We start from the raw sequence: 22,317 nt of genomic DNA on the forward strand, positions 1-22,317 counted from the left end.
GCCGGAATTATATTCGTTAGTTAAATGTGGGGCGATCTTATAATTTCTGCTGCGGGGAACCACCCCGGCAGTTGCGAAGGCCGGGGGCATCGCCTGGAATGGAACACCAACAGGAGAGAACAATGCTTTCACGCATGCTAAAGCTGACTGCCGCCGCCTTCATAGCCACCCTTGCCGCTACCGCGGCCGAAGCAAAATGCGGCGATGTCACCATCACGGAAATGAACTGGGCCTCGGGCTCGATCGTCACGGCCGTCTCTAAGTTCCTGATGGAGCAGGGCTACGGCTGCAAGGTCACGGTTGTTCCTTCGGCTACTGCTACTGCAGTCACATCGGTTGCAGAGACCGGCCGTCCCGACATTGTCACCGAACTCTGGCTCAACGGCGCGCCAGCTTATCCAGCACTGGTGGCCGCCGGCAAAGTTAACACGTTGGGCCATGTCCTGACCCCCGGCGGCATTGATGCATGGTGGATCCCACAATACCTCGTTGATGAACATCCGGAACTTGCGAAGATCGACGGCATTCTGGCCCATCCCGACTGGGTCGGCGGCAAATTCCATAACTGCCCCGAAGGCTGGGGTTGTAAGATCACAAACGACCATTTGGCTGAGGCTTTCGATTTGAAAGGCCACGGCATTGAAGTTTTTAATCACGGCTCCGGAGAGACGTTGGCAGCGGCGATCGCCGCAGCCAACGAGAACAAGCAGCCTTGGTTCGGTTACTATTGGGGTCCAACATCCGTTCTCGGCAAGTACAAGATGGTCAAGGTCGACATTGGCCCGTATGTCCCCGAGATCCACGCCTGCAACGCGGTGGAAACGTGCAAGATACCCGGTAAGTCCGCTTATCCGCCGGCAGAGGTGGTGACGGCAGCGACAACGCATTTCGAGAAGCGCGAGCCCGATATTGCAGCGCTCATGTCCAAGGTGACCTTCACAAATGAGCAGATGAGCGAGACACTGGCCTGGCAGGATAGCAAGAAGGCTTCGGCCGACGAATCGGCGGTCCACTTCCTCACCACCTACAAGACGGTGTGGGCGGACTGGCTCAGCCCCGAGGCCAAGGAAAAGCTCGCGGCGGTCCTGAAGTGAGATCCGCCATCACGGTCACCTGGCCCACCACCCAAGGGATGTATCGGCCTGGTGGTTGACTTGGCAAAATGCTTGGCGGCACCTCAAGCACGTCGACAAGCCCCTCGGTCAATTCCGGTGGCCGCGCCCTGATGGGCGTGGCTGCCGGATTGCGGCGATTTAAGGATAGACATGGCAGCTTACGAAAAAGTTTTTGACACGCTGGGACTGCGGTCCTGGTGCGACGCCGGCGCCATTGGCGGTCCCATGTCGATGGACGATCTACTTGCAAAGGCCGGCGCAGCGGGGGCCGACCAAACCGAATCTTTCCCGTTTCCATCCCTGGACGTCCTTCATAAGGCCTGCGGCGCCATCCCACGCACCCGCGACATGACGGCCGGCTTGGAACGTCTGTTCCTGGACGTGAAAGACCCTGTCAAAGTCGTTCTGGACCCGGTGACGCAGCCATTGAGCTGCGCCTTGCGCAACGCCATCGATCTGATGCAGTCGCTTCCGTGGTGGGCCGCGATCCTGATCCTGGTCGCCATCGCCCATTTTGCCGGACGTCGCACCGGCGTGACGGTTTTCGTGCTGGTGGCGTTCCTGGGGTTGGCGTTCGTTGACCATTTTGGCTACGCGATGCAGACGCTCGCCATTATCATGGTCTGTACATTCATGTGCGTCCTGCTCGGCGTGCCAATCGGCATCGCGATGTCGCGCAGCAACCGGTTAGAGAGTTGGCTGACGCCTTTTCTCGACCTGCTGCAGACGTTGCCCACCTTTGTCTACCTCATCCCGCTGATCTTCCTATTCAGCGTCACGGAGCCGAAGCTGTACGGCATCGCGATCATTCTCTATGCGATCGTGCCGTCGATCAGGCTCACGAACCTCGGCATCCGACTGGTGGACAAGGACGTTCTGGAGGCGGGGGAGGCCTTCGGCATGACTTCCTGGCAAAAGCTCTATCGCGTCCAGTTGCCGCTCGCCCTGCCGAACATCATGGCTGGTATCAACCAGACCATCATGCTGTCGTTATCCATGGTTGTCATCGCTTCGCTGGTGTCCGCGCCCGGCCTTGGAACCCTTGTGCTGCGCGGTATCAACAAACTTGAACTCGGCGTCGGCCTTGTTGCAGGCCTCGGCATTGTCCTCCTGGCCATTGTTCTCGACCGGGTCAGCCGGGCTGCCCTCCAGCGCGTCAACAAGATGCACCAGTCGCGGACATGAGCATGACTGAGAGCTTCGTATCTATCCGCAACCTTTACAAGATCTTCGGCAACAACGCGCAGGCCATGGTGTCCTATGCGAAGGCCGGGATGCACAAAAAGGATATGCTGCAAGCCCATGGCCATGTGCTCGGGTTGCGCGACATCAATGTTGAAATCAAAAAAGGCGAGATCACGGTGATCATGGGGCTGTCGGGCTCCGGAAAATCAACCTTGATCCGTCACCTCAACCGCCTTGTCGACCCTACAGCCGGTGAGGTGATCGTCAATGGCACAGACATTATGAGGCTCGACCGGCTCCGGCTCCAGCATCTGCGCCGGACCCAGATGTCCATGGTCTTTCAAAAGTTTGCGCTGCTGCCGCATGAAACGGTCCTGCGCAACGCCGGCATGCCATGTTCGGTGCGCGGGGACGGGCGGTCCAAGACCGACGAAACGGCTCGCAAGTGGCTGAGCAGGGTCGGCCTCGCGGGCTCGGAGGCGCTGTATCCCCATCAACTCTCGGGCGGCATGCAGCAGCGCGTCGGCCTCGCGCGGGCGCTGACGTCGAACTCCGAGCTCATGCTCATGGACGAGGCCTATTCCGCGCTGGACCCCCTGATCCGGTCAAGCATGCAGAACCTCCTCCTGGAGTTGCAGAAAGACCTCCAAAAAACGGTTGTATTCATCACCCATGACCTTGATGAGGCCCTCAAGCTTGCCGACCACCTAGTGATCCTGAAAGACGGCGAGATCGTGCAGCAGGGGGAACCGCAATACATCCTGCTCCACCCGGCCGCCCCCTACATCGAAGACTTCGTCAGCGATATCAACCGAGCCCGGGTGCTTCGCGTCCGCTCGGTGATGGAAAAGACGACGGTCGAAGGTGACGGCTACGAAGTCCTCGATGGCGACGACACCTTGGAGCGGGCAATCCACAAATCCCATGGCGCGGCCGACAAGTCCTTTGCAGTGCATTCGGATGGCGCCCGCGTGGGAACGCTGAAGATGACTGACGTTCTAAAGGCACTGGTCCCTACCGCCGCGACTGGGCGTAGTCACAGCAACATGTAAGGCCACCACGACGATGGGATTCCCATGGCGCTCCTCAACCGAATGGACCACGCTGTTGCCGCGTAAGTGTCCGACGAAGTGGCTGCGATCCCTCATGGCGAAGCTCACCAGGCGTCGCTCCTTTAATGGAAAAAGAAGGACGCGAAATGACGGTGAGTGAACATGCAGAATACGATGCCGTCGGTTTGGCCTCTCTGTTGAGCGCGGGCGAAATGACTCCTGTCGGGCTGATCCGCATGGCCCGAGAGGCATACGATGAGGTTGATCCGCGCATTAACCCTGTAAACGTTAGGACGCTGGTAAAGACGCGAGACACACGCGGTGTTCGGCCATGAATCCCACGAACGGATCCCATCTTGGAGGACCCGCCACATGAAGCCGCCTCGACCCCAAGTCCGACCTCGTCATAGCTGCCGACAACAAGCCGCGCTGGAACCTGCCTGACTACGGCCGCTATGGCTTCCACAACCTCCACAGGATGGCCCGTTACAGCCTCTCCTTCCGCGCCCCCTCAGTCTTTCCCCTCGTGAAGCAGATCGACTGGACGATCGGCGAACGTCCTGAGGTCGCTCGTTTCCTCGCCATACCGCATTTCCGTCTTGGTGATCGGTTGGATGCTGTGAGGCCTATCCGGACCGAAGTCCGGCGCATACGCCTCGTATAGGATGCGTCCGGCCATAACCCGCGCCGATCTCGGGCAGGTAGTCCCTACCTCTGCGGTCAGGGTCGACGAGACCGTCGGCGACGCAGCGGCCGAGCAACAGGTTGAGCGTCGCTGCACCACGACGAAGGCGGAGCTTGCCAACGACTTCTCCGAGGATCTCAACGACCCCTGCGCGACGTGGTTTGCCATCTAGCGCGACGCAGGATGGCGCTTGCCACCGGAGGGCGAGAAGGAGGGCACAATTCAAGCCTTCCTCTGTGGAGTCGCTAGCGATGATCTCGTGAACTGTGCGGGCCACGCCTCTACAAGTCGATTAACAGCGAAGTCATCGGGTGGATAGTCGAGCGCGCCAGTGGCCGGCCGCTGCGCCACTGGCTGATCGAGATTGTCGAGGCCGCGGGCATCGAAGGGTACTTCCATATCACCTGCGACCGTGAGGGCGTGCCGCGGTCAACGGCGGCACCTGCCTCTCCGCGACCTCGCGCGCTACGGCCTGCTCTTCGCGCGCAAGGGCGAGGGGTCGAGGGGCGCCGCGTGGGCGATGCCGCCTTCATCGAAGATACCCGCCGCAATCCGGGGCCGTCCCTACAGAAGTCGCGCCGCTATAGCCGCCAAACGATAACCGACGGCACTTGGCTCGGCCACGGCGGCCGGAGCGGTCAGTACTGCTTGCAAACCCTGACACTGCCACTGTCGTCGTCTACATCAGCGTGCTTGAGAACAAGAGTGCCCTCCGACAGCAACTTCAGCGATCAGCTCGTCGAGATGATGGCTAGTCTTGCTGCAGAGCTATGAGGGCGTCGTTTCTCCGGAGAGGAACGCGCTTTATTCGAAGCTAGTCAATTATCTGCAATGAGACGAAATACTTGCCCTGCGACGTTACATCTATGACAACCCAGTTATTGAATGAGGAGCCCAAGATGCAAAGCAAGATGACCCAATTATTTGCAGGCGCAGAGATTCCTCGCCCTTGGGGTCTTTCATGAAAACTACCGTCAGTTTCCTTCTGGGTAAGGGCGCTAAGACGAGGCTTTGGGAAATAAACCTATCCCCACATGCCTCAGCATGGCATACTCGGATTCAGACAATTGCACCTACTTTCGTCACGATCAGATCTTGCCTGGCGCCACCTGCGCCGGGAGATACGGCCTCAAATTGCTCTATTCGTCAGGGATCGGAAATGGTGTGATGGACCAATCGATCAAGTCGACGGCATGCTGAAGTATCGCCTCGGTCTGCGCATGGGTAGGTGAAGCGGCGATGACATGTCCGATGCAGTCTCGGTAGTCGCCTTTCCTGACGATCGGCGTCTTGGGTTCAACATATAATTTGGCCTCGGCCACACCTGATACGGCAGCCGCTTGACTGTCGCCACCGATCCAATCGAGGGCGCCATCGCGATCAGCAACCAGGAACCGCGCGGCCGCAGTGTGCGAATGCCTTTTACGCAAATCGCATTCGTCGCCGATGACAAGCTTGATGTGTTCGGTGATTAGATCGATACCGTAAGCCAGCCGAACCAGTTGGGGATCGGGCGTGCCACCCATACGCGGATTGACTTCAATGACGACTGGGCCACCCCTCGTCCACCGGAATTCAATGTTCGTTGGCCCCCAGCTAAGGTCGAGAGCTCGCAAACAGCTCAACGAAACATCGGCGATACGGTTATACTCCTCATCAGTCAGAAGGGCCGGATAGGTGAACTGTCGATAAACAAAATGCGGCGGAGGGCCGAAGTCACCGGCGGCAATTCCAATAACCTCATTTCCCATTATATCAGCGGTATAGTAGGGCCCTTGTGCGAATTCTTCAACCAGTATTCTCGGCAAGGATAGCCATATGTGCTTCCCGCCCAACAGATATGCCGTATGCTCGGCTACCTCGTCTAAGTTGCGGCACAATCGAACTCCAATACTGCCGCCGTTTATAGTTGGCTTAAGAATTACCGGCAGGCCGATCTCTGCTGCAGAGCTTTCAACGTCCTTCGCATTCGCTGCCAAGCGATAGGCAGGCATTGGAACGCCGGCATCCGCAAGGAGCTGACGTTGAAGGAATTTGTCTTGGCATAGTTCAATAGATGCGGGGTTCGGTCCCGGTAGACCGAAATGCCGGCAAAGCTTGCCTACTGTCGCGTAGGCCACAGATTTGCCCGCAATGCCAACAATATCATATGTCGCACGTATCCGGGAACATTCACGGATCAGCGCATCGAGATTGCTTGTATCGACACGCATTGTTTGAATCTCTTCCGCCGCAAGATTGTCGTCGCAAGTTGAGTGAGCCGAAAGGATGATTAGATGAAGGCCTAGCCGCTGGGCCGCTTGTGCGTATAGCAGATCACAACCCCATGGACCGCCTTCAACCAAGATGAGCGCTCGTCTTCGCATTGCTGTTGAGCCTCTATTGCGAGTTGTGCGGGGGTCAGATTGTAGATGGGCATCAGCTTTTCTAGCCGTGCCCTCCCTAGACTTACGATGGGGGTACCATCGTCCGCACTCTGCGTTTGCAAAGATTTTGTGAATTTAGTGGAAGGATCTGTTGCAACGTTTTGGTTGCCGACGGTGTGACACGGAGCCAAGAATGGCGGAGCCTTCCGGCCGTTGAAGGAGAAATGCTCGGATCGGGCCAGACCCGTGTCGATGGAACTGCCGGCACGGTGCGAAGCATGATTGCCGTCGCCAGCCCCGAAAGGGCTTGCCCGAATTCTACCATTGAACCGACCGAGCCACCGTTAGGTTTCCGAGAAAACCGACATCGCCGCCATCGAGGGCCATCAACCGCGAACGACCTACTGCAACTCTCGCGCTCGTCCGGCGCCATCCCCGGTTTCCCAGATTGATTCAAAGTTGCGCAGCATCACTTCTGCGACGCTGAAGGTTTGCTTTCCTTGCCGGGAAGTCAGGCGAGCGTCGATGTCAGGATAGATAAAGAAGGGAAGCGAAATTCGTTCGGCCGAACCGGTGTGCACGACCTGATGGGGCGTGCTCTTGAAGCGGCCATCACTCAAGGCTTGAAGCATGTCGCCCAGATTGACAACGAGAGTGTCGGGCAAGCTCGGCGCCGGCACCCAGCGCTCCCCGAACCATACCTGCAAGGAGAGCGTGGGGAGTTCCTCCTGCAGCAGCAGCGTGAAGAACCCATTGTCGGTATGCTTTCCGGCCGTGCCGCCAGTAGATGGATACCGGATCACGCGTTGCAGGACCGTCGGCGGGCTGAAATGGCGTCGGAACCAGCCCTCTTCCATATCGAGCAGGTCGGCTAGCGCGATTCCGAGCTTCGGCACAACGTCGTTGACCATGATAGCCTGCAAAGCAAGCAGGCTTCGCGCGAAACCAGGAGCCACCGCGTCATCCGGAAGGCGTGTGCAACCAGCAAACGGACGCCGGTCGCCTTCGTTCTCGATTCCGAGGTCGAACATTTCCTTCGGATCGGGGCCGGCCTCGGGATGCAGCGCCTCGCCGTACAACGGAGTGTATCCACGGGCGGTAGTGGGGTACACGTCTTGGGCGGAGTGACCGAAACGTTCCTTTGTCGCCTGTGGCAACGCGAAGAACCGCCGGGAAGCCTGGATGGCTTCTGCGATCTGTTCTTTCGGGATACCGTGCTCGAGGTAGAAGAACCCGTATTCCTCGCAGGCCCGGCGTAGGCGCTCGCGCTCTTCTTGTCGCGTTGTATCGGCGGCCAATTTTGCTAGTGAGATTTGCGGTAGTGTGGTCATAGCTGCTGCTCCGTTTCTGCGCAGGCCCTATCGGGCATTTTGAAAACCCAGTAATGCGCACCCTCCTCAGCGATATATTTGCCATCGTTTAGACGCTGTGCCGTCACAAGCACGCCTTCATCCTGCAGACGCCGCACCTCATGTTCAAAGGATGTGGCCTCCGCATAGCTCTTGCGGGTGCTTGCGATGATGAATCCGTTGGGGCGCGTCACGCGAGCCAGTTCGCGCAGTGCGTTCGGTCCGATGTGCCCGAGCGTGAACACGCCGCAGCAGACCGTGATGTCATAGCTCGCGCTGGAGTAATCGGAGAGCGGCCCGTTAAGGTCGACATCGCCTTGGACATGGCGATAGACGCTAGTTTTCCGGGCCTGTTCGGCCATCTCCTCGGAGAGGTCGCAACCGTCGATCAACCGGAAGCCTAGGCGCTCCAGTTGCAAGCCGACGAGGCCAGTCCCGCAACCCGCGTCCAAGATTGCGATGGCTGCGCGGTCATTGGCCAAATACGCGGTCTGCACGGCACCCGCCAGTTCCGCCACGATTCTCGGCCCGCAGTACCCGTCGCGGCCGACATCCAACTCATAGGAACTGGCCCAACCGCGATAGAAGTGGACCAACCGACCGACGTCGCCCTCGAGGGCATGAGAATCTTTGATGCGCTTTCGTGCGGCTTGCTCTAGTGCTGTCTGCTGATCGAGGGTGGTCATGACGGTAGTTTCTCCGTGAAAGGGTGGATGAGATGCGGTATAGTACTAAGCGAAGGCGCAACGGTCCCGGCTGGATCTACAATCTGCGCGTTGCTGTATTCCTGAGCCCGACTGTCCGACCAAGCTGAGGCGCCTACGCTCCAGATAATAACGTCGTAGATCAGGGCATCCTTCAGGCCCATGCCGCGTCCGAGATCAAACGCCTCGTCAAGGATCAGGCGATTAACGTAGATGAGCTCGCCAACCAGCGACTTGAGCAAATGAATCTGAATGTCACTGAGTGGGACGTCGTCGAGCGGAAATACATGCTCACGCTTCGGTTTGATCCGTCCGATCGGATCGGTCAGGAATTCTTGGTCTGGCGGATGCTCGGGGTCGGCCCCGTACTTGGATGGCGCTCGATAACCTGGCACTTGTACTCGAACGCCGTAGGCCGCCTGGGCCAATTCGACTACTCGCAGATGGTTATCGTATCGGTTGAACTTCCGTCCGGCCTCGCTATACCGCTTTTCGACCGCACGCCCAATCGTCAGCCTCACGCCGAGTTCGTCGGCCAATTGAACAGTCAACTCCATGTCCTTCACAGCAATCTCCAAAGCGCAGGAGCAGTCGTAACTGCCGTCCAGGAGAAACGGGGCGAACTGTTCGATCGCGACTGAGTTCGCCACGGAGCTAACAAAACTCCGCCATGCCTGCTGGGCTGGAACGCCGGCGAGCACGCTTTGGCAGAGCGCATGGCCGCTCGCAACGGCAGCCGTGTAAAAGAGTAGGTTCGTCAGTAGTTTGACTGATTGGCCTTGACCGATGTCTCCGACATGAAAAGATACAGCTCCAATTGTTTGCAACACCGCTTCACTAAGTGCATAGGCCTCCGGTCGCCCGCCGACGAAAAAGCTAACGTTGCTAAAATCGACCCCCATGTGGGACAAATTGCTCACGGGCGCCTCTAGCGAATACACGCCAGTTGCTGCCGCCCGGCGGGCGATCTCGATCGTGTTGTGGTAGTCCGTGGTGGAGGTATCGATCCATACGCTGCCCGATGCCATTCCGGCCAAGGCGCCTTGCTCGCCCGTCATGTTGTCAAAGACGTCATGTGGCAGCGGCAGGCAGGTGATGACAATCTCACAATCGCGGGCCGCGTCGCGCGGTGCGTTATGCCACCGGGCTCCCTTTTCCAGCACGTCTCTCGCAGCCGCGGGATCGATGTCGTAGACATTCACCGGATAGCCGGCTTGCAAGAGCTTGGCGATCATCGGTCGCCCCATGCTGCCAGTACCAATGAATGCGATTTGTTGACCATTGCGGAAATGAGCGGCACCCACATGGGACGTCATTTTACAAGTAAAGTCACGATGAGACATTGACGTAGATCTCCGCTGGCCATGACAAAAGTCCGATTTGATTGTGGCAAAATTTGGCGGTTTCCATTAAAGATATATTGAGAAAGTATATCGCCCCGTGGCGGTTATTTAAACATTTGTGACTTATAATTGTCACACTTTTGTAAACTGAATGATGGTGGAGAAGACTGTCGAGTGACAGAATCTGTTCGCCAAAACGCAGAGAGCTCATTGAATTCGCGCTGATTGTGGCGATTGGATCGCCCCGTGAACATCTGCGTAGAAGGGCAGTGGAGAATCGTGGCTTTCTGCCTTCATCTGGTGTTGGCGTTTGCTTCGGCCTCACGCAAAGACGATATCGGTCCGGAGAAGTCGATCATGACGGGTCGCCGTCGAGATGCAGTGATGCCCTCACCGGCACGGTTCAGAGAAGCGGCAAAGCTGCGGCTCCCCGGAATGCACGCGCCCGTGCTCCCTTTCGGCTAGAGAAAAACACTGATGATCTATTTATCGAATGACGAGTGAACCATCCTCCCGTGCTTTTGGATTGGAAGTCACTCAAGTGGGATGGGGATCGAGAAAGTCGATGCCAGCCTCGAACTATATTCGTTAGTTAAATGTCCGATGCTGGTATAATTCCTGTTTCTGGGAACCTTTTTGGCAGCGAAGCAGCAGGCGCGCCCGCGCCGACGGTCCGTCGAAAGTGCGGCTCACGATCTCGCTGACGAGCCAGGTTAAGCAAGACGAAAGCGGCCCTGCTGCGAAGGGGGAAATCGCTCAACAGAACGGGAGGAACAATCATGAATGATACCGCACGCAATATGAGCCGAAGGGCTTTTCTTAAGACCGGCGCCGCGCTGGGTGGGGGAGTTATCGCCGGGATGCCCTTGTCGCAAGCCATTTGGGCCGCCGAGGGCAAGGTGCTCAAGGTGCGCTCCGGTTCCGATATCGCTACTCTCGACCCCGGATTCTACATCGGCTTCGGGGATATAGACGTGACGAACTGCATCTATTCGAAGCTCATTCGGTACAAGCCGGGCTCCGAATGGGGCTGGGAACTGGAAGCGGCGGAACGAATCGAAGAGGTCGACCCCACCCATATCCGCTTCCATCTTAAGAAAGGCACCAGGTTCACCGGCGGTTACGGCGAAATGACCGCTAGGGACGTCAAATTCTCTTTCGAGCGTGTCATCAAGCACAATTCGCCGATCAAACCCGATTGGGGCCCACTCGACCACGTTGAGATCGAGGATGACTATACTGGCGTGATCGTATTCAAGACGCCGTTTGTGCCGGTCTGGAACGTCGCGCTCCCCTTTGGAGTTGGCCATATCGTTTCAGAGGATGCGGTGATGAAGGCAACTGGGAATGGCAGCAGTTTCGGCATGAAGCCGCCGGCTTTCTCCGGCCCTTACGTGCTCGCCGACTGGAAGGCGAAGCAGTATACGCTTCTGACCCGAAACCCGGACTGGTCGGGGCCAAAGCCGGGCTTCGACGAAATCCGCATCATCCCGATTAACGACGACAAGACGGCGGAACGTGCCTATCAGGCGGGCGACGTTGATTTCGCTGGTATCAGTCTGGATACGCTTTCGACGTTGAAGAGCAATCCGCCCGCCGAGACCAAGGTCGAGGAACATTCTTCGCTCCGTTACTATTGGATCGGCATGAATATGGATCATCCGAAGCTGAAGGATATTAATGTTCGCAAGGCGATTCAGTGGGCGATCAATGTGCCCCAGATCCTGGATGTCGCATATGCTGGACAGGCTGAGGTCGGCACAGGCACCATTCCTCCAGGTATTGTGGGGCATCGCGAGAAAGCACTCGTCCCGCCGGAAGGCGATGTCGAAAAAGCCAAGGAGTTCCTGGAAAAGGCCGGTGTGAGCGATCTAAACTTGACCATGGATTGCCTGAACGAGAGCACTTATTCGACCATAGCCCAGACTGTGCAGGCACAATTATCGCAGATCGGCATCACGGTAGAAGTCAATGTCCAGGATAGCGGATCGTACTGGGCGCTCGGCATGGAATCGGAAGGCGATCGCTGGAAGGAGCTGCAGCTCACCGTCATGTACTTCAGCAATTTGCCTGATCCGCACTACGCAACGACCTGGTTCGTGCAAGATCAAGTGGGCGTGTGGAACTGGCAGCGTTTTCGCAGCGAGCGTTACGACGAGCTCAGCGCCAAGGGGGTCACCATCAGCGACCCGAACGAGAGGGCGAAGGTCTACCAAGAGATGCAGGATCTCTTGGAGGAGTCCGGCGCCTTCCGATTTCTGACCTATGGAGGCGATCCAGTTATGTATCGCACCACGAAAACGCAGGCCGCGACACTCCCGGACGGACGCCCGCTGTTCCTCAATTTCAAGCCGGTTTAGCCTCAAGCGGCGTAGGGAATATGTGGCTGTATCTCGTCAAGCGTATCGTCCTCGCGATTGCAATTATTGCGATCGCGGTGACGCTATTATTCCTGATGATCAGGGCAGTGCCCGGCGATCCTGCCGCGGTTCTCCTCGGCCCGCGGGCGACGCCCGAGATGAAGGCGCTGCTGCATCAGCAGATGGGGCTGGATAAGCCGCTCATCGTGCAGATCGTCACGTTCTTCGGCGGGCTGCTTCATGGCAATCTCGGCTTTGACGTATTCAGCCAGAGGCCTGTTGCCGACATTGTCTTCGAGCAATTGCCCCATACGACCGAACTGATCATGGTTTCGATCTTATGGGCGGTCGTGGTAGCGGTGCCGCTCGGCTGCTACTCGGCGATGCGGCGCAACTCCTTGGTCGACCAGGTGGCCGGTGTCGTGACGGTCGCCACGATAGCAATTCCTTCCTTCGTCGTGGCGGTCTACGCGCTGCTGATATTTGCCGTGACGCTGCGCTGGTTGCCAGCGATCGGTGTCGGCAATGGATTCTGGGATGGACTTATCCATCTCATCCTCCCAGCTTTCGCCATAGGGATTGGCTGGGTCGGCTACATCTCCCGATTGGTTCGCGCGTCCATGCTTGAGGTCCTGGGCGAAAACCACATCCGAATGGCTCGCTCCTTCGGGATCTCGGAATGGCGCATCGTTGCGCGCTACGCGCTGCCGCTCGCGATCCTGCCGACCGTGACCATACTCGGGGTAGGCATCGCGTGGCTGCTTTCGTCCGCTGTCTTTATCGAGGTGGTTTTCGCGAGACCTGGCATAGGCGCGTTGATTGTGAACGCGGTCAATACACGGAATTATCCGATCGTGATGGGCGTCGTGCTCGTCACAACCTTCCTCATTGTTGCCGCCACGACGGTCTCGGATGTGGTCAACGCATTGCTCGATCCGCGAACCCGGGAAAAGCTCTGACATGGTAAGCGTTGAAGCCCTCCGTCCGAAAGCCAACGATGCCACGGCTGTCGGCGCCTTTCGCACCTTTTGGGGGCAATTTCGCAAAAACCGCCTGGGCATTCTCGGAGCGCTGCTTGTTGTCCTCATAGCAGCAATTGCGATCTTCGCTCCGCTGGTTATCACGCACGATCCGACCCGGATCATGGTCGGGCCACGTCTGGCTGGCCCTTCACTGGATTTTCTGCTGGGCACGGACCAACTGGGCCGCGATACGTTTTCTCGCACCATCATGGGAGGCCGTATCCCGCTCCTCGTTGCTTTCGCCTCTCTGGGCAGTTCACTGGCAGTCGGCCTGGTCCTTGGTTTGATCGCGGGCTTCGGTCCGCGTTGGCTCGACAATTTGCTCCTGCTTTTCTTAGATACGATCCGGTCGTTTCCCAGTATCATTTTTGCGCTGGCCATGATCGCGCTTCTGGGACCAAGCCTGGCGAGTGTCATCCTCGTCATCGCAATAACGTCCATGCCCATTTACGCGCGCGTCGTGCGCACGCAGACGGAAGCGCTGCGTAGCAGTGAGTATATCGCCGCAGAGCGTAGTATGGGCGCAGGCACGACGCGTATTCTGGCCGTGCACATACTGCCCAACGTCCTCGGCCCGCTTCTCATTCTCGTGAGCATGGACGTGCCGGCCGTCATCGCCGTAGAGGCGGGTCTCAGCTTTCTGGGCATGGGCGTGCGACCACCAACGCCCGATTGGGGTGCTATCCTCAACGATGGTTATAGCTACATCAACCAGACGCCTTGGTTGGTCATAGCCGGCGGCATTCCCATCGTCCTGGCAACGCTTGGCTTCACGTTCCTGGGCGAGGCGCTGCGTGACACATTCGATCCAAAATTGCGGAAAGATCTATGAGACGCGAGGATCTGACACAGCATAAGTCCGCCCGGCCGCTTCTTGAGATTCGTGACCTAAATCTCGATTTCGGCACATCGCGTGGGCGCGTTCATGCCCTGCGTAACGTTTCTCTCGACGTGCCAGCCGCACAGGTGGTTGGCATAGTCGGCGAAAGCGGATCCGGGAAGTCGACGCTCGCGTATACAGTGATGGGCCTGCTGGCCGAAAATGCAGATGTGACAGCCGGCAGCATTCTGTTCGAGGGTGAAGACCTGCTCAAAATGCCGGCTCAGGCGCGGCGGAGCCTGCTCGGCGACCGTCTCTCCATGATCTTTCAGGATCCGATGACCGCACTCAATCCGGTGCGGACTATCGAGAGCCAGATGATCGATATTCAGCACCACGAACAGGGAAGCCGGAGCGAAAAGCGCGCTCGTGCCATCGCAATGCTTCTCCGGGTAGGAATTCCTGATCCGCAAAGCCGTATCGCGGCCTATCCGCATCATTTCTCTGGCGGCATGCGGCAGCGCGTTTGCATTGCCATGGCGCTGCTTGTGAAACCAGCGCTCCTCGTCGCCGACGAGCCGACAACGGCACTCGATGCAACGCTGGAAGTACAGATCATTCATTTGCTCAAGGATCTGCAAACAGAAATTGGTTGCTCGATTCTCTTCGTCTCCCACCATCTCGGCGCGGTGGCTGAGTTGTGCGACCGGGTCGCCGTCATGTACGCGGGCGAAGTGGTGGAGCAGGGAGCTGTCCGGGACATCTTTCACAATCCTGCTCACCCCTACACGCGCGCGCTGCTCGACTGCGATCCGGGACGGATCAGACAAAAGACACGGACTTTGCCGACCATACCCGGTGAGGTGCCGAGTCTTCTAGGCAACAGGAAGGGTTGCATCTTTTGCACACGCTGCCGACATGCGTCCAACCGCTGTGTCCAAGAGAACCCGGGTGAGTACCGCATCGGCGTAGACCAAGTCGCACGATGCCATCTCCTCGACGAAGAACGGCTGGTTTCGGCATGAGCGCGCTGCTTCGGGTAGACGACCTGCGTGTCCGCTTCCGCACCATGGGTCCGTTGAAGGCGTTCGCAACCGGGACGAAGGCCTCTTTGATCGACGCGGTATGCGGCGTGTCCTTTGAAATCGACAAGGGCGAGACACTCGCCCTTGTCGGCGAAAGCGGCTCAGGCAAATCCACCATCGCGCGCACGATAATCGGCTTGCAGCGGGCCGTGAGCGGCAGCATCAGCTTCGACGGACAGAAAATTGAGGAGCTAAGCGGGGCTGAACGCAAGCCTTACTTGCGGCGCATGGCGATGATGTTCCAGGATCCGGTCGGCTCGCTTTCGCCAAGGCTGACGGTGCGATCACTGCTGACGGAGCCTTTCCGGATCCATGGACTAAAGGATCGCGATGCGGGAAGCGAAGCCGAGCACCTGCTTCGGATGGTCGGCTTGCCGGCGGATTTTGTCCGCCGCTATCCCCATCAACTTTCCGGAGGTCAGGCCAGGCGCGTTGGTATCGCGCGTGCTCTTGCACTGAATCCGGACTTGATCATCGCCGATGAGCCGACTGCAGGCCTCGATGTCTCGGTGCAGGGCGAGGTGCTTAATCTTCTCGCGCGGCTTCAGGACGAACTCGGTATGGCGATCCTGATCATTTCGCATAATCTCAATGTCGTGCGCCACATGACCGATCGAATGGCGATCATGTATCTCGGCCGCTTTATTGAGGTCGGCTCGACCGAGCGCATCTTTGAGCACCCGCGTCATCCCTATACGGAGGCGCTGCTTGCGGCCAATCCCGAGCCTGATCCGGATGCGGTGCTCAATAGGATCGAGCTCACGGGTGAGGTGCCGAGTCTGATGAGACGACCATCCGGCTGCGAGTTCCACACCCGTTGTCGCTATGCGCAGGATATCTGTCATCGCGTGTTCCCTGAAGCTTCAGCAAGCCCAGAAGACAACGAGCACAGTTTCAGATGCCATTTTCCACTGAAGGGCGAAATGGGGCAGTTGGAGCAGGGACCGCTGTCTCCAGTTAGGCCAACTCCAACGGTGGCGAGTCATGATCGCGCCTATACAGCCGCCACGCTTCGTCGCGCCAAGATAATCGGGAGAAAGTGAGGGATCGCTGAAATGATATTGAGCAAATACATAGATACGACGCCACCGATTGGCTTTGCTCGTGATAGCGAGCGAAGTGACGCCTGTGGAACTGACGGGCTTGGCACGCGACGCTCACGACGAGTTTGATCCGCATCTAAGGTACTGAGATCGTTGGGGGCGCCGACGCCAGGCCTTTCAACGGGTGCATTCCTTCACGAGGAAATAGGAGCTCGCGAAGATGGACGCCCCAGGAAAAATAAACCGCGTGTTCAATGCTGCCGCTCAAAACCGACAGGTATTTTTTGTCACGCCCGGGCCCGCGGACTTCGGTGTGTCGGAAGAGCAACATTACCCCCAGTTGGGCCTGTCGGACTCAGCTAACGCATTCTCGATGGCATTAGCGGAAATCCATAGAATTTGGAGCGCTCCGCCGGTGGCTCTTCTGGTGTCTCCCCGGCGGACGTCGGCGCGGGATTACTCCGATTACCTATGGCAGCGATCGTGGAGGGTCCGTTCGGACGGCCGCATCCTGTGTAGCCTTATCGGGACTGAACCCATCTTGGCAGTAGCCAGACCTTGCGCATAGCTAAACACGGAGGACAACATGAACTATATGGAATCTGATGTTATTTGCGACGTAGCGTACGTGCCCATGAGAGATGGCACACGTATCGCATACGTTTCATACCGCCCTAAGATCGGCCGACACGCGACCATCTTTACCTTCTCTCCCTATGCCGGCAGTGCAATACCGTTCGAAGATGCCAAGCCATGCTTAGATGCTGGTTATGCTATCCTCGGCGCAAACTGGCCTGCAACAGGGTGCTCGGAAGGTATCGTCGACCACTGGTTTCCGAACCGCATAGTAGGCGCCTGTGGTGCCGAGATCATCGAATGGATCGCTGAGCAGCCTTGGAGCGACGGGAACATCGGGATGGCGGGCAATTCATATGTGGGATCGAGCCAGCTCTGGGTCGCTGCGGAGAAGCCTCCTCACTTGAAAGCCATTGTGCCCTCTGCGCTCTGCGATGGTTTCGAAACCATGGGATACTTGGGCGGCATGATGCAGCCAAGCTTAGCGACATGGGAAATCTGGACCCAGATTCACACTCACTTGAGCGGAGTGGATTGGCGGCTAAGCCACGGCGACACCGAATACGATAAGATTCGTGGAAGTGCTCAGCAGATTGTCAAGAACCAATATTTTGACTTGATGCGAGAGCACACGTTCAAAGATGAGTGGTGGCACAGCGTGGATCCCGCCCGCGCTGAGGTTGTAGGCCAAATTAACGTACCGACTATGATCATAGGCGCGTGGCACGATGAATGGGGCGGCGCCGCGAGAGAGGGCGCGCGAATCTTCGGTCGATTGATGCCTAACTTGAAAAACAAACGACTACTACTGACGAATGGGGACCACAGAACCGGATCCTTCTGGAGGGGCTATCCTTTCATCCGCGCCGAACAGATTAGGTTCCTAGATCGCTGGGTCAAAGGTATCCAAAATGGCATTGAGAATGAACCGGCCGTAAAGGTATTCTGGGAAGTGAGTGCGGCCGAAGGCGATCCGAAGAAAGCGATTGCAGGTTGGACTACGTCTCATTCTACCTGGCCAGAGCCTGCGGTGAAACGGCGGCCCTTTTTCCTCACGTCAGACGGGAGCCTTTCAATCGAACAGCCTTCCTCAAGCCCAAAGGAAGGTGTCCGTTCCTATATCTATCCGACCGGAGTCGAACTTACTGGCGGGGATAAACAATTTGCGCTTCTGCCATATGAATACGGAGTACTAAACTATCGAACCGAAGCGACAATCGATGACATGACGCTGTTAGGGAACCCGGAGGTGATTCTATTTCTTAGCATTGATAGCGGAGACGATGCCGATTTAGCAATCACGCTCAAAGATGTCGGTCCAGATGATACCGTTCTGTTCCTACAATCAGGCTTACACCGTGCATCTTTCCAAGAGATTGATGAAGCACAGACCACTTCCGAGGAGGTGTTACATTCGTTCGCAAAGAACGAAAAGCTTAAGCCGAAACAGATATATGAAGTAAGGATGTCTTTGCTCAATCCGCTCGCTCACGTTGTACGAAAGGGGCATAGTCTTGAGCTGACAATTGGCGCACCAAACCCTATCCCGCACCGTTTAGTTGCGAGCATTCCAGCTGGCTCTCTCTCTATCAATCGAATTTACCATTCTGAAACGCATTCTTCCAGAATAATCCTGCCGATCTTCCCAGGCGTGATAGCACAAGCCCCAGCGCCTGCAGGCGGTACACTTCTTAATCAACCAAGCCGCAAGGAAGGTAAATTCATAGCTGGAGGCTTCCAGTCCCCTAACCCAAATGAATTTTGATCCTGCCTAACACGACAGTCCGGTAGGGATTCCGTTTGACGGTGCGCATGCGAGACCCGCATGCGCACAAGGATTTTCCTTCACCCTCTCGCCGAGCGATAGTCAGCGACTGGACCGTTCTCCTCAAACGTTACGCCCTCGCTTGAATTAAATATTTGGATAACACTCAAGGCTTCAAGGCTTCAAGGCTTCAAGGCTTCAAGGCTTCAAGGCTTCAAGGCTTCAAGGCTTCAAGGCTTCAAGGCTTCAAGGCTTCAAGGCTTCAAGGCTTCAAAGGCTTCAGGGCTTCGAGCCAGCCGACCTGATGTAGCTATGCAAGACGCTTTTCATAGATTTGTCGAGCAAATCGCAAACAGCGCTGACGCGACGGACCTGCGCAACGCTCTGGGCGAGATTGCCTCTTCGCTCGATTTGCCGTCTTTCGCCTATTTTTTCCCTTCTTCTGGCAAGGGCCGCAACGTGCGCCTGATTTCCACCTACCCTCAATCCTGACATCTCACTACCTTCACAGTCGGTATGAAAAGATTGACCCGGTAATTCATCAAGCGCGTGGTGGTCAGGAACCATTCAACTGGGATGCGCACGGTGCTGATCTCGAACTATCGACGCAGCAGCGACAACTGATGGATGAGGCGACGCAATTTGGCATTCACTGCGGCTTCACGATCCCGATCCATGACAGCACCGGTAGTTTTGCAGCACTGACCTTCGCCTCCGATGAAAGGCGACCACCGTTCTTTCGCCTGATTAATCGATATGACCGCGCGCTCGAACTCATCGCGATCTTCTTCCATCTTCATGCCTGTCGCAAGCTGGCCGACGGCAGGACCGTGGATGGCGTTACCCTATCTCAAAGGGAAATGGAGTGTCTGAAGTGGGCGGCTCGGGGCAAGACGGCGTGGGAAATCGGCCGCATCTTGGGAATCAGTCGGAGCACCGCAGCCTATCATCGGGATAACGCCAAGAAGAAGCTTGGCGTGAAGACGGCTATTCAGGCAGCTGTTCGGCTGGCACTGTCTCGGCCATCTCTCTTCACCTGATCTCCCGAAACCTGGGCACATACACAGGTTGTTTCAACTCCGGCCTTTGCCTTCAATCGCAGGTGCTATCCATGCGAGGAGAAGGCCATCATGTTGCAGTTGATCACCCCGGATTGTTACGCTGAGTTCAGCGACGAGCTCGAGCAGATGCATCGCTTGCGGTATCGCGTTTTCAGGGATCGACTTGATTGGGACGTTTCGTTCAGCGGCGGCTTTGAGGTCGATCCGTTTGATGCGCTTCGTCCCCATTACCTATTGCTGCGTGCGGCCGCCGGATGCATCGACGGCTGCGTGCGCCTATTGCCGACTACAGGACCGACGATGCTGCGTGATAACTTCTTCGCTCTTCTTGCCGACCGTCCAGCGCCGGAAGATCCACGTGTTTGGGAAAGCAGCCGTTTTGCGCTTGATCTGCCGCCTTCCGCGCCCAAACAGGCGGGCATCGCAATTGGCACCTACGAGCTGTTTGCCGGAATGGTCGAGTTTGGTTTGTCACGCGGTCTGCGCAGCATCGTCACCGTAACCGATCTGCGCATAGAGCGGATTTTGCGTCGCGCCGGCTGGCCACTTGAACGGTTGTCCGATCCGCAAACAATTGGCAACACACACGCCGTTGCCGGATATCTCGACGTCTCGAGAGAGAGCTTGGAAGCCCTGCGTCGCAATGGCGGGCTCAAGGGCCCGATCCTGTGGACCCCGGTCATTTAAGATCGCCTGAGCCTGCAATCCAACCCTTTCTGGAAATGATGCAATGGACGAAACAAGACTTGGCCCTGCTTGGCCGGACAGGCAAGATGATCGTGCCTATGGCTATGTCGACCAGCTCACCAGCCGAGGCTGGGCCTGGGAATTCCTCAGGCGCAATCCGGACTTCCAAAAGGATCTGGCGAACGCGCTACGCGGTGCCGAACGCACGAACGCCCGGTCCATGGACATTATCAGCCTGGCTTCGAATACTGTTGATCTCTCGCGCTGGGGCCTTCTGTTTTGCAAGCTCAAAAGGAACTGATGCGAGCGTCTTTTGGTGCCGCTGCCAATGTCCGCATGTTTTGCCCGTTGTGGCCGAAACGGCGGCGCGGCCGCGCGGGGTCGACTTGCTTGATCTCGACCGGCACTCCTGCCGCATCTCCATGCTCGTCACGCGGGACGGGCATCAGCACCTCCTAGTCGAGGACAGTGGCAGGAGCTTGCAGCTGGCTGCTTCCGGCGTCAGCATCCTCGAACCTGTGCGATTGACATCCTCGGTCCTCTGGTCGCCAGAGGAACTGAAGCAGCGCCTGAACGCGTTGGAATGTCTGAACAGCCTCTGTTGGACCGGCAGGCTGCAATCAGGATTCTTTCCGACCGAGCCCCGTAGCTCGCGGTTGCGCCGAGTCTTACATGCCCTCGATGGCTTCATCGCTGGCGTATCACACCGCGAAATCGGCCTTGCTCTCTTCGGCAGAGCCCGTGTCGAGCAGGACTGGGCCGACCCCGGTGACCATCTTCGAGACAGCGTCCGCCGTGCAGTCAGACGCGGGCGCTCGCTAATGAACAGTGGTTATAAGCGTCTTCTTCTATAACGCCACCATCAGGCCTTTTGGCGGCCAGAGAACAGCTCCTTGTACCCCGCCACCACCAGCCAGTGGGCGCGCGCCAGATGGCTGCGAACCGCCCTTTGGGCGCGCGCTGGCTCTTGCACCGGATCGATTCCCAATATCGCCTGGGCCATCTCTTCTTCGCTGGCATTGCCGGCGCATGCATCTAAGAGCTTCAAATATGTCGTGAAGTGCTCATCGTCGTAAGCGGTCAGGCTCTCCGCCCATGGGACCTCGTCGGCAACAGCAGGTTTGAGCAATCTGTCTACCATTTCATCTCTCGCCGAGACCTATCCTGCGCCGCGCAGATCTTTGACCGCACAAGATCCTAAAATGGGATAATCCGAAACTGGGATTAGTCCATGAGCCGGTTCCTTCTTGGCCCGGTTCGTCTGATGCCGAAATCACTTCGATCAGCTCGCCAGCGCCGGCTGCTACAACGGCTGATTGCGGCGCGCAAAACCAAAGGTGCCACCCAGACCCAGGTTGCTGATATGTTGGGCCGCCCACAATCCTTCGTGGCCAAGTACGAGGGTGGTGAACGTCGGCTGGACGTCATTGAGTTTCTCGACGTCGCCGAGGCTCTCGGTATCGATCCTTGCGAGCTTCTGGCACAATTGCGTCGCGCCCGTGACCTGTAGATGGCGTGCGCTTTGTTTGGCTGCCAAACTTCACGATTCCCGTCCTTGAGTTCACGGCTCAGGGGATTTGCCCTCGCGAAATGATGCCGTGCAGCCGCTCGCCCTTTGTTGTCTCTGATCTTTGTAGAGAATACTCCGTGGTGAAATCCTCGACAAGAGGGTGGCTTCTCGTGCATGGAAATCCGAGAGGTCTTTGCCCGCAATCTGCGTAGGCAACGCCAAAAAAAGAAACTGTCCCAGGAAGCGCTGGCGCACGAAGCTGGCGTCGACCGAACATATGTCAGCGCACTTGAGCGCTCGGTCTATGCCGCCAGTATTGATACTGTGGCAAAACTCGCCAGAGTGCTCGGAATCGAGCCGGCCGATTTACTCAACCCTCATTCTGAATAGATCTGGAAGGAGGGACGAAACCGCGGTTGATGAGACTCGGCCTAAGGTTTCCAGGCATTTTCATGCTGCTGACAGGAGCGCCCGCGCGCGTTACAGCGCGCACCAGGTGCTCGTGAACCGAGCCCGCTTTTCTTCGGCAAGCTCAGGCGGTCTCGGCCATTCGGCTTCGCCCCTTGGCGTGGGCAGCCCTTCGGGCTGT

20 protein-coding genes and 1 pseudogene are annotated in these 22,317 nt (G+C 57.5%); 16 read left to right on the forward strand and 5 right to left on the reverse strand.

Annotation, left to right across the window (positions count from 1 at the left end; all coding sequences use genetic code 11):
- Positions 1-122 precede the first annotated feature (122 nt).
- The 4 genes from NKK51_RS29295 to NKK51_RS29310 all read left to right on the forward strand — a co-directional run bounded on the left by NKK51_RS29295 (position 123) and on the right by NKK51_RS29310 (position 4,209).
- Positions 123-1,094: a glycine betaine ABC transporter substrate-binding protein gene (locus tag NKK51_RS29295; protein WP_352555634.1), complete on the forward strand. Its 972-nt coding sequence runs from the start codon at positions 123-125 to the stop codon at positions 1,092-1,094.
- 171 nt (positions 1,095-1,265) lie between these two features.
- Complete coding sequence (locus tag NKK51_RS29300; RefSeq protein ID WP_352555636.1) at positions 1,266-2,300, forward strand: ABC transporter permease; 1,035 nt, start codon at positions 1,266-1,268, stop codon at positions 2,298-2,300.
- A complete protein-coding gene (locus tag NKK51_RS29305) occupies positions 2,297-3,352 on the forward strand; it encodes an ATP-binding cassette domain-containing protein (RefSeq protein ID WP_352555638.1) in 1,056 nt (351 codons plus the stop codon). The genes NKK51_RS29300 and NKK51_RS29305 overlap by 4 nt, the downstream gene beginning before the upstream one ends.
- Before the next feature lie 665 nt (positions 3,353-4,017).
- Positions 4,018-4,209 (forward strand): hypothetical protein, encoded by a 192-nt coding sequence (locus tag NKK51_RS29310; protein ID WP_352555639.1) that lies wholly within the window; start codon positions 4,018-4,020, stop codon positions 4,207-4,209.
- Between the two features lie 967 nt (positions 4,210-5,176).
- Here NKK51_RS29310 and NKK51_RS29315 read toward each other — a convergent pair.
- The 4 genes from NKK51_RS29315 to NKK51_RS29330 all read right to left on the reverse strand — a co-directional run bounded on the left by NKK51_RS29315 (position 5,177) and on the right by NKK51_RS29330 (position 9,799).
- Positions 5,177-6,403, reverse strand: coding sequence for an ATP-grasp domain-containing protein (locus tag NKK51_RS29315; protein ID WP_352555641.1), 1,227 nt, complete (start codon positions 6,401-6,403; stop codon positions 5,177-5,179).
- 401 nt (positions 6,404-6,804) lie between these two features.
- Positions 6,805-7,734, reverse strand: coding sequence for a 2-oxoglutarate and iron-dependent oxygenase domain-containing protein (locus NKK51_RS29320; RefSeq protein ID WP_352555643.1), 930 nt, complete (start codon positions 7,732-7,734; stop codon positions 6,805-6,807).
- Positions 7,731-8,438, reverse strand: coding sequence for a class I SAM-dependent DNA methyltransferase (locus NKK51_RS29325; protein ID WP_352555645.1), 708 nt, complete (start codon positions 8,436-8,438; stop codon positions 7,731-7,733). The genes NKK51_RS29320 and NKK51_RS29325 overlap by 4 nt, the downstream gene beginning before the upstream one ends.
- Positions 8,435-9,799: an NAD(P)-dependent oxidoreductase gene (locus tag NKK51_RS29330; protein ID WP_352555647.1), complete on the reverse strand. Its 1,365-nt coding sequence runs from the start codon at positions 9,797-9,799 to the stop codon at positions 8,435-8,437. The genes NKK51_RS29325 and NKK51_RS29330 overlap by 4 nt, the downstream gene beginning before the upstream one ends.
- A 779-nt stretch (positions 9,800-10,578) precedes the next feature.
- On the opposite strand from NKK51_RS29330, the gene NKK51_RS29335 reads away from it, so the two are divergent.
- From NKK51_RS29335 to NKK51_RS29385, 10 genes and pseudogenes are all read left to right on the forward strand, one after another.
- Positions 10,579-12,159: an ABC transporter substrate-binding protein gene (locus NKK51_RS29335; protein ID WP_352555649.1), complete on the forward strand. Its 1,581-nt coding sequence runs from the start codon at positions 10,579-10,581 to the stop codon at positions 12,157-12,159.
- Positions 12,160-12,179: 20 nt separating this feature from the next.
- Positions 12,180-13,118: an ABC transporter permease gene (locus NKK51_RS29340; RefSeq protein ID WP_352555651.1), complete on the forward strand. Its 939-nt coding sequence runs from the start codon at positions 12,180-12,182 to the stop codon at positions 13,116-13,118.
- 1 nt (position 13,119) lies between these two features.
- Positions 13,120-14,013: an ABC transporter permease gene (locus NKK51_RS29345; protein ID WP_352555652.1), complete on the forward strand. Its 894-nt coding sequence runs from the start codon at positions 13,120-13,122 to the stop codon at positions 14,011-14,013.
- Positions 14,010-15,026, forward strand: coding sequence for an ABC transporter ATP-binding protein (locus NKK51_RS29350; protein ID WP_352555654.1), 1,017 nt, complete (start codon positions 14,010-14,012; stop codon positions 15,024-15,026). Before NKK51_RS29345 ends, NKK51_RS29350 begins: the two co-directional genes overlap by 4 nt.
- On the forward strand, positions 15,023-16,129 hold the full coding sequence (locus NKK51_RS29355; RefSeq protein WP_352555656.1) for an ABC transporter ATP-binding protein: 1,107 nt from the start codon (positions 15,023-15,025) through the stop codon (positions 16,127-16,129). The genes NKK51_RS29350 and NKK51_RS29355 overlap by 4 nt, the downstream gene beginning before the upstream one ends.
- Positions 16,130-16,715: 586 nt before the next feature.
- On the forward strand, positions 16,716-18,470 hold the full coding sequence (locus tag NKK51_RS29360) for a CocE/NonD family hydrolase (protein WP_352555658.1): 1,755 nt from the start codon (positions 16,716-16,718) through the stop codon (positions 18,468-18,470).
- Between the two features lie 312 nt (positions 18,471-18,782).
- A pseudogene (locus NKK51_RS29370) lies at positions 18,783-19,510 on the forward strand (LuxR family transcriptional regulator).
- Between the two features lie 90 nt (positions 19,511-19,600).
- Entirely contained in the window at positions 19,601-20,218 is a 618-nt protein-coding gene (locus NKK51_RS29375) for an acyl-homoserine-lactone synthase (protein ID WP_352555662.1), read from the forward strand.
- A 43-nt stretch (positions 20,219-20,261) separates the two neighbouring features.
- Positions 20,262-20,519: a transcriptional regulator domain-containing protein gene (locus NKK51_RS29380; protein ID WP_352555664.1), complete on the forward strand. Its 258-nt coding sequence runs from the start codon at positions 20,262-20,264 to the stop codon at positions 20,517-20,519.
- A gap of 121 nt (positions 20,520-20,640) precedes the next feature.
- Positions 20,641-21,072, forward strand: coding sequence for a DUF2285 domain-containing protein (locus NKK51_RS29385; protein WP_352555674.1), 432 nt, complete (start codon positions 20,641-20,643; stop codon positions 21,070-21,072).
- Between the two features lie 8 nt (positions 21,073-21,080).
- On the opposite strand, the gene NKK51_RS29390 is transcribed toward NKK51_RS29385, so the two are convergent.
- On the reverse strand, positions 21,081-21,359 hold the full coding sequence (locus NKK51_RS29390) for a DNA -binding domain-containing protein (RefSeq protein WP_023671869.1): 279 nt from the start codon (positions 21,357-21,359) through the stop codon (positions 21,081-21,083).
- Between the two features lie 90 nt (positions 21,360-21,449).
- Here NKK51_RS29390 and NKK51_RS29395 point away from each other — a divergent pair, with 90 nt between their 5' ends.
- Together NKK51_RS29395 and NKK51_RS29400 are read left to right on the forward strand one after the other, a co-directional pair.
- The gene (locus NKK51_RS29395) at positions 21,450-21,728 is read left to right on the forward strand and encodes a helix-turn-helix domain-containing protein (protein ID WP_348524474.1); all 279 of its coding nucleotides are present in this window, start codon (positions 21,450-21,452) and stop codon (positions 21,726-21,728) included.
- Positions 21,729-21,902: 174 nt separating this feature from the next.
- Positions 21,903-22,118, forward strand: coding sequence for a helix-turn-helix domain-containing protein (locus NKK51_RS29400; protein ID WP_352555666.1), 216 nt, complete (start codon positions 21,903-21,905; stop codon positions 22,116-22,118).
- Positions 22,119-22,317: the final 199 nt, after the last annotated feature.

Source organism: Mesorhizobium sp. M0011 (genome assembly GCF_040324155.1).
In the GTDB taxonomy this organism is placed as follows: Bacteria; Pseudomonadota; Alphaproteobacteria; order Rhizobiales; family Rhizobiaceae; genus Mesorhizobium.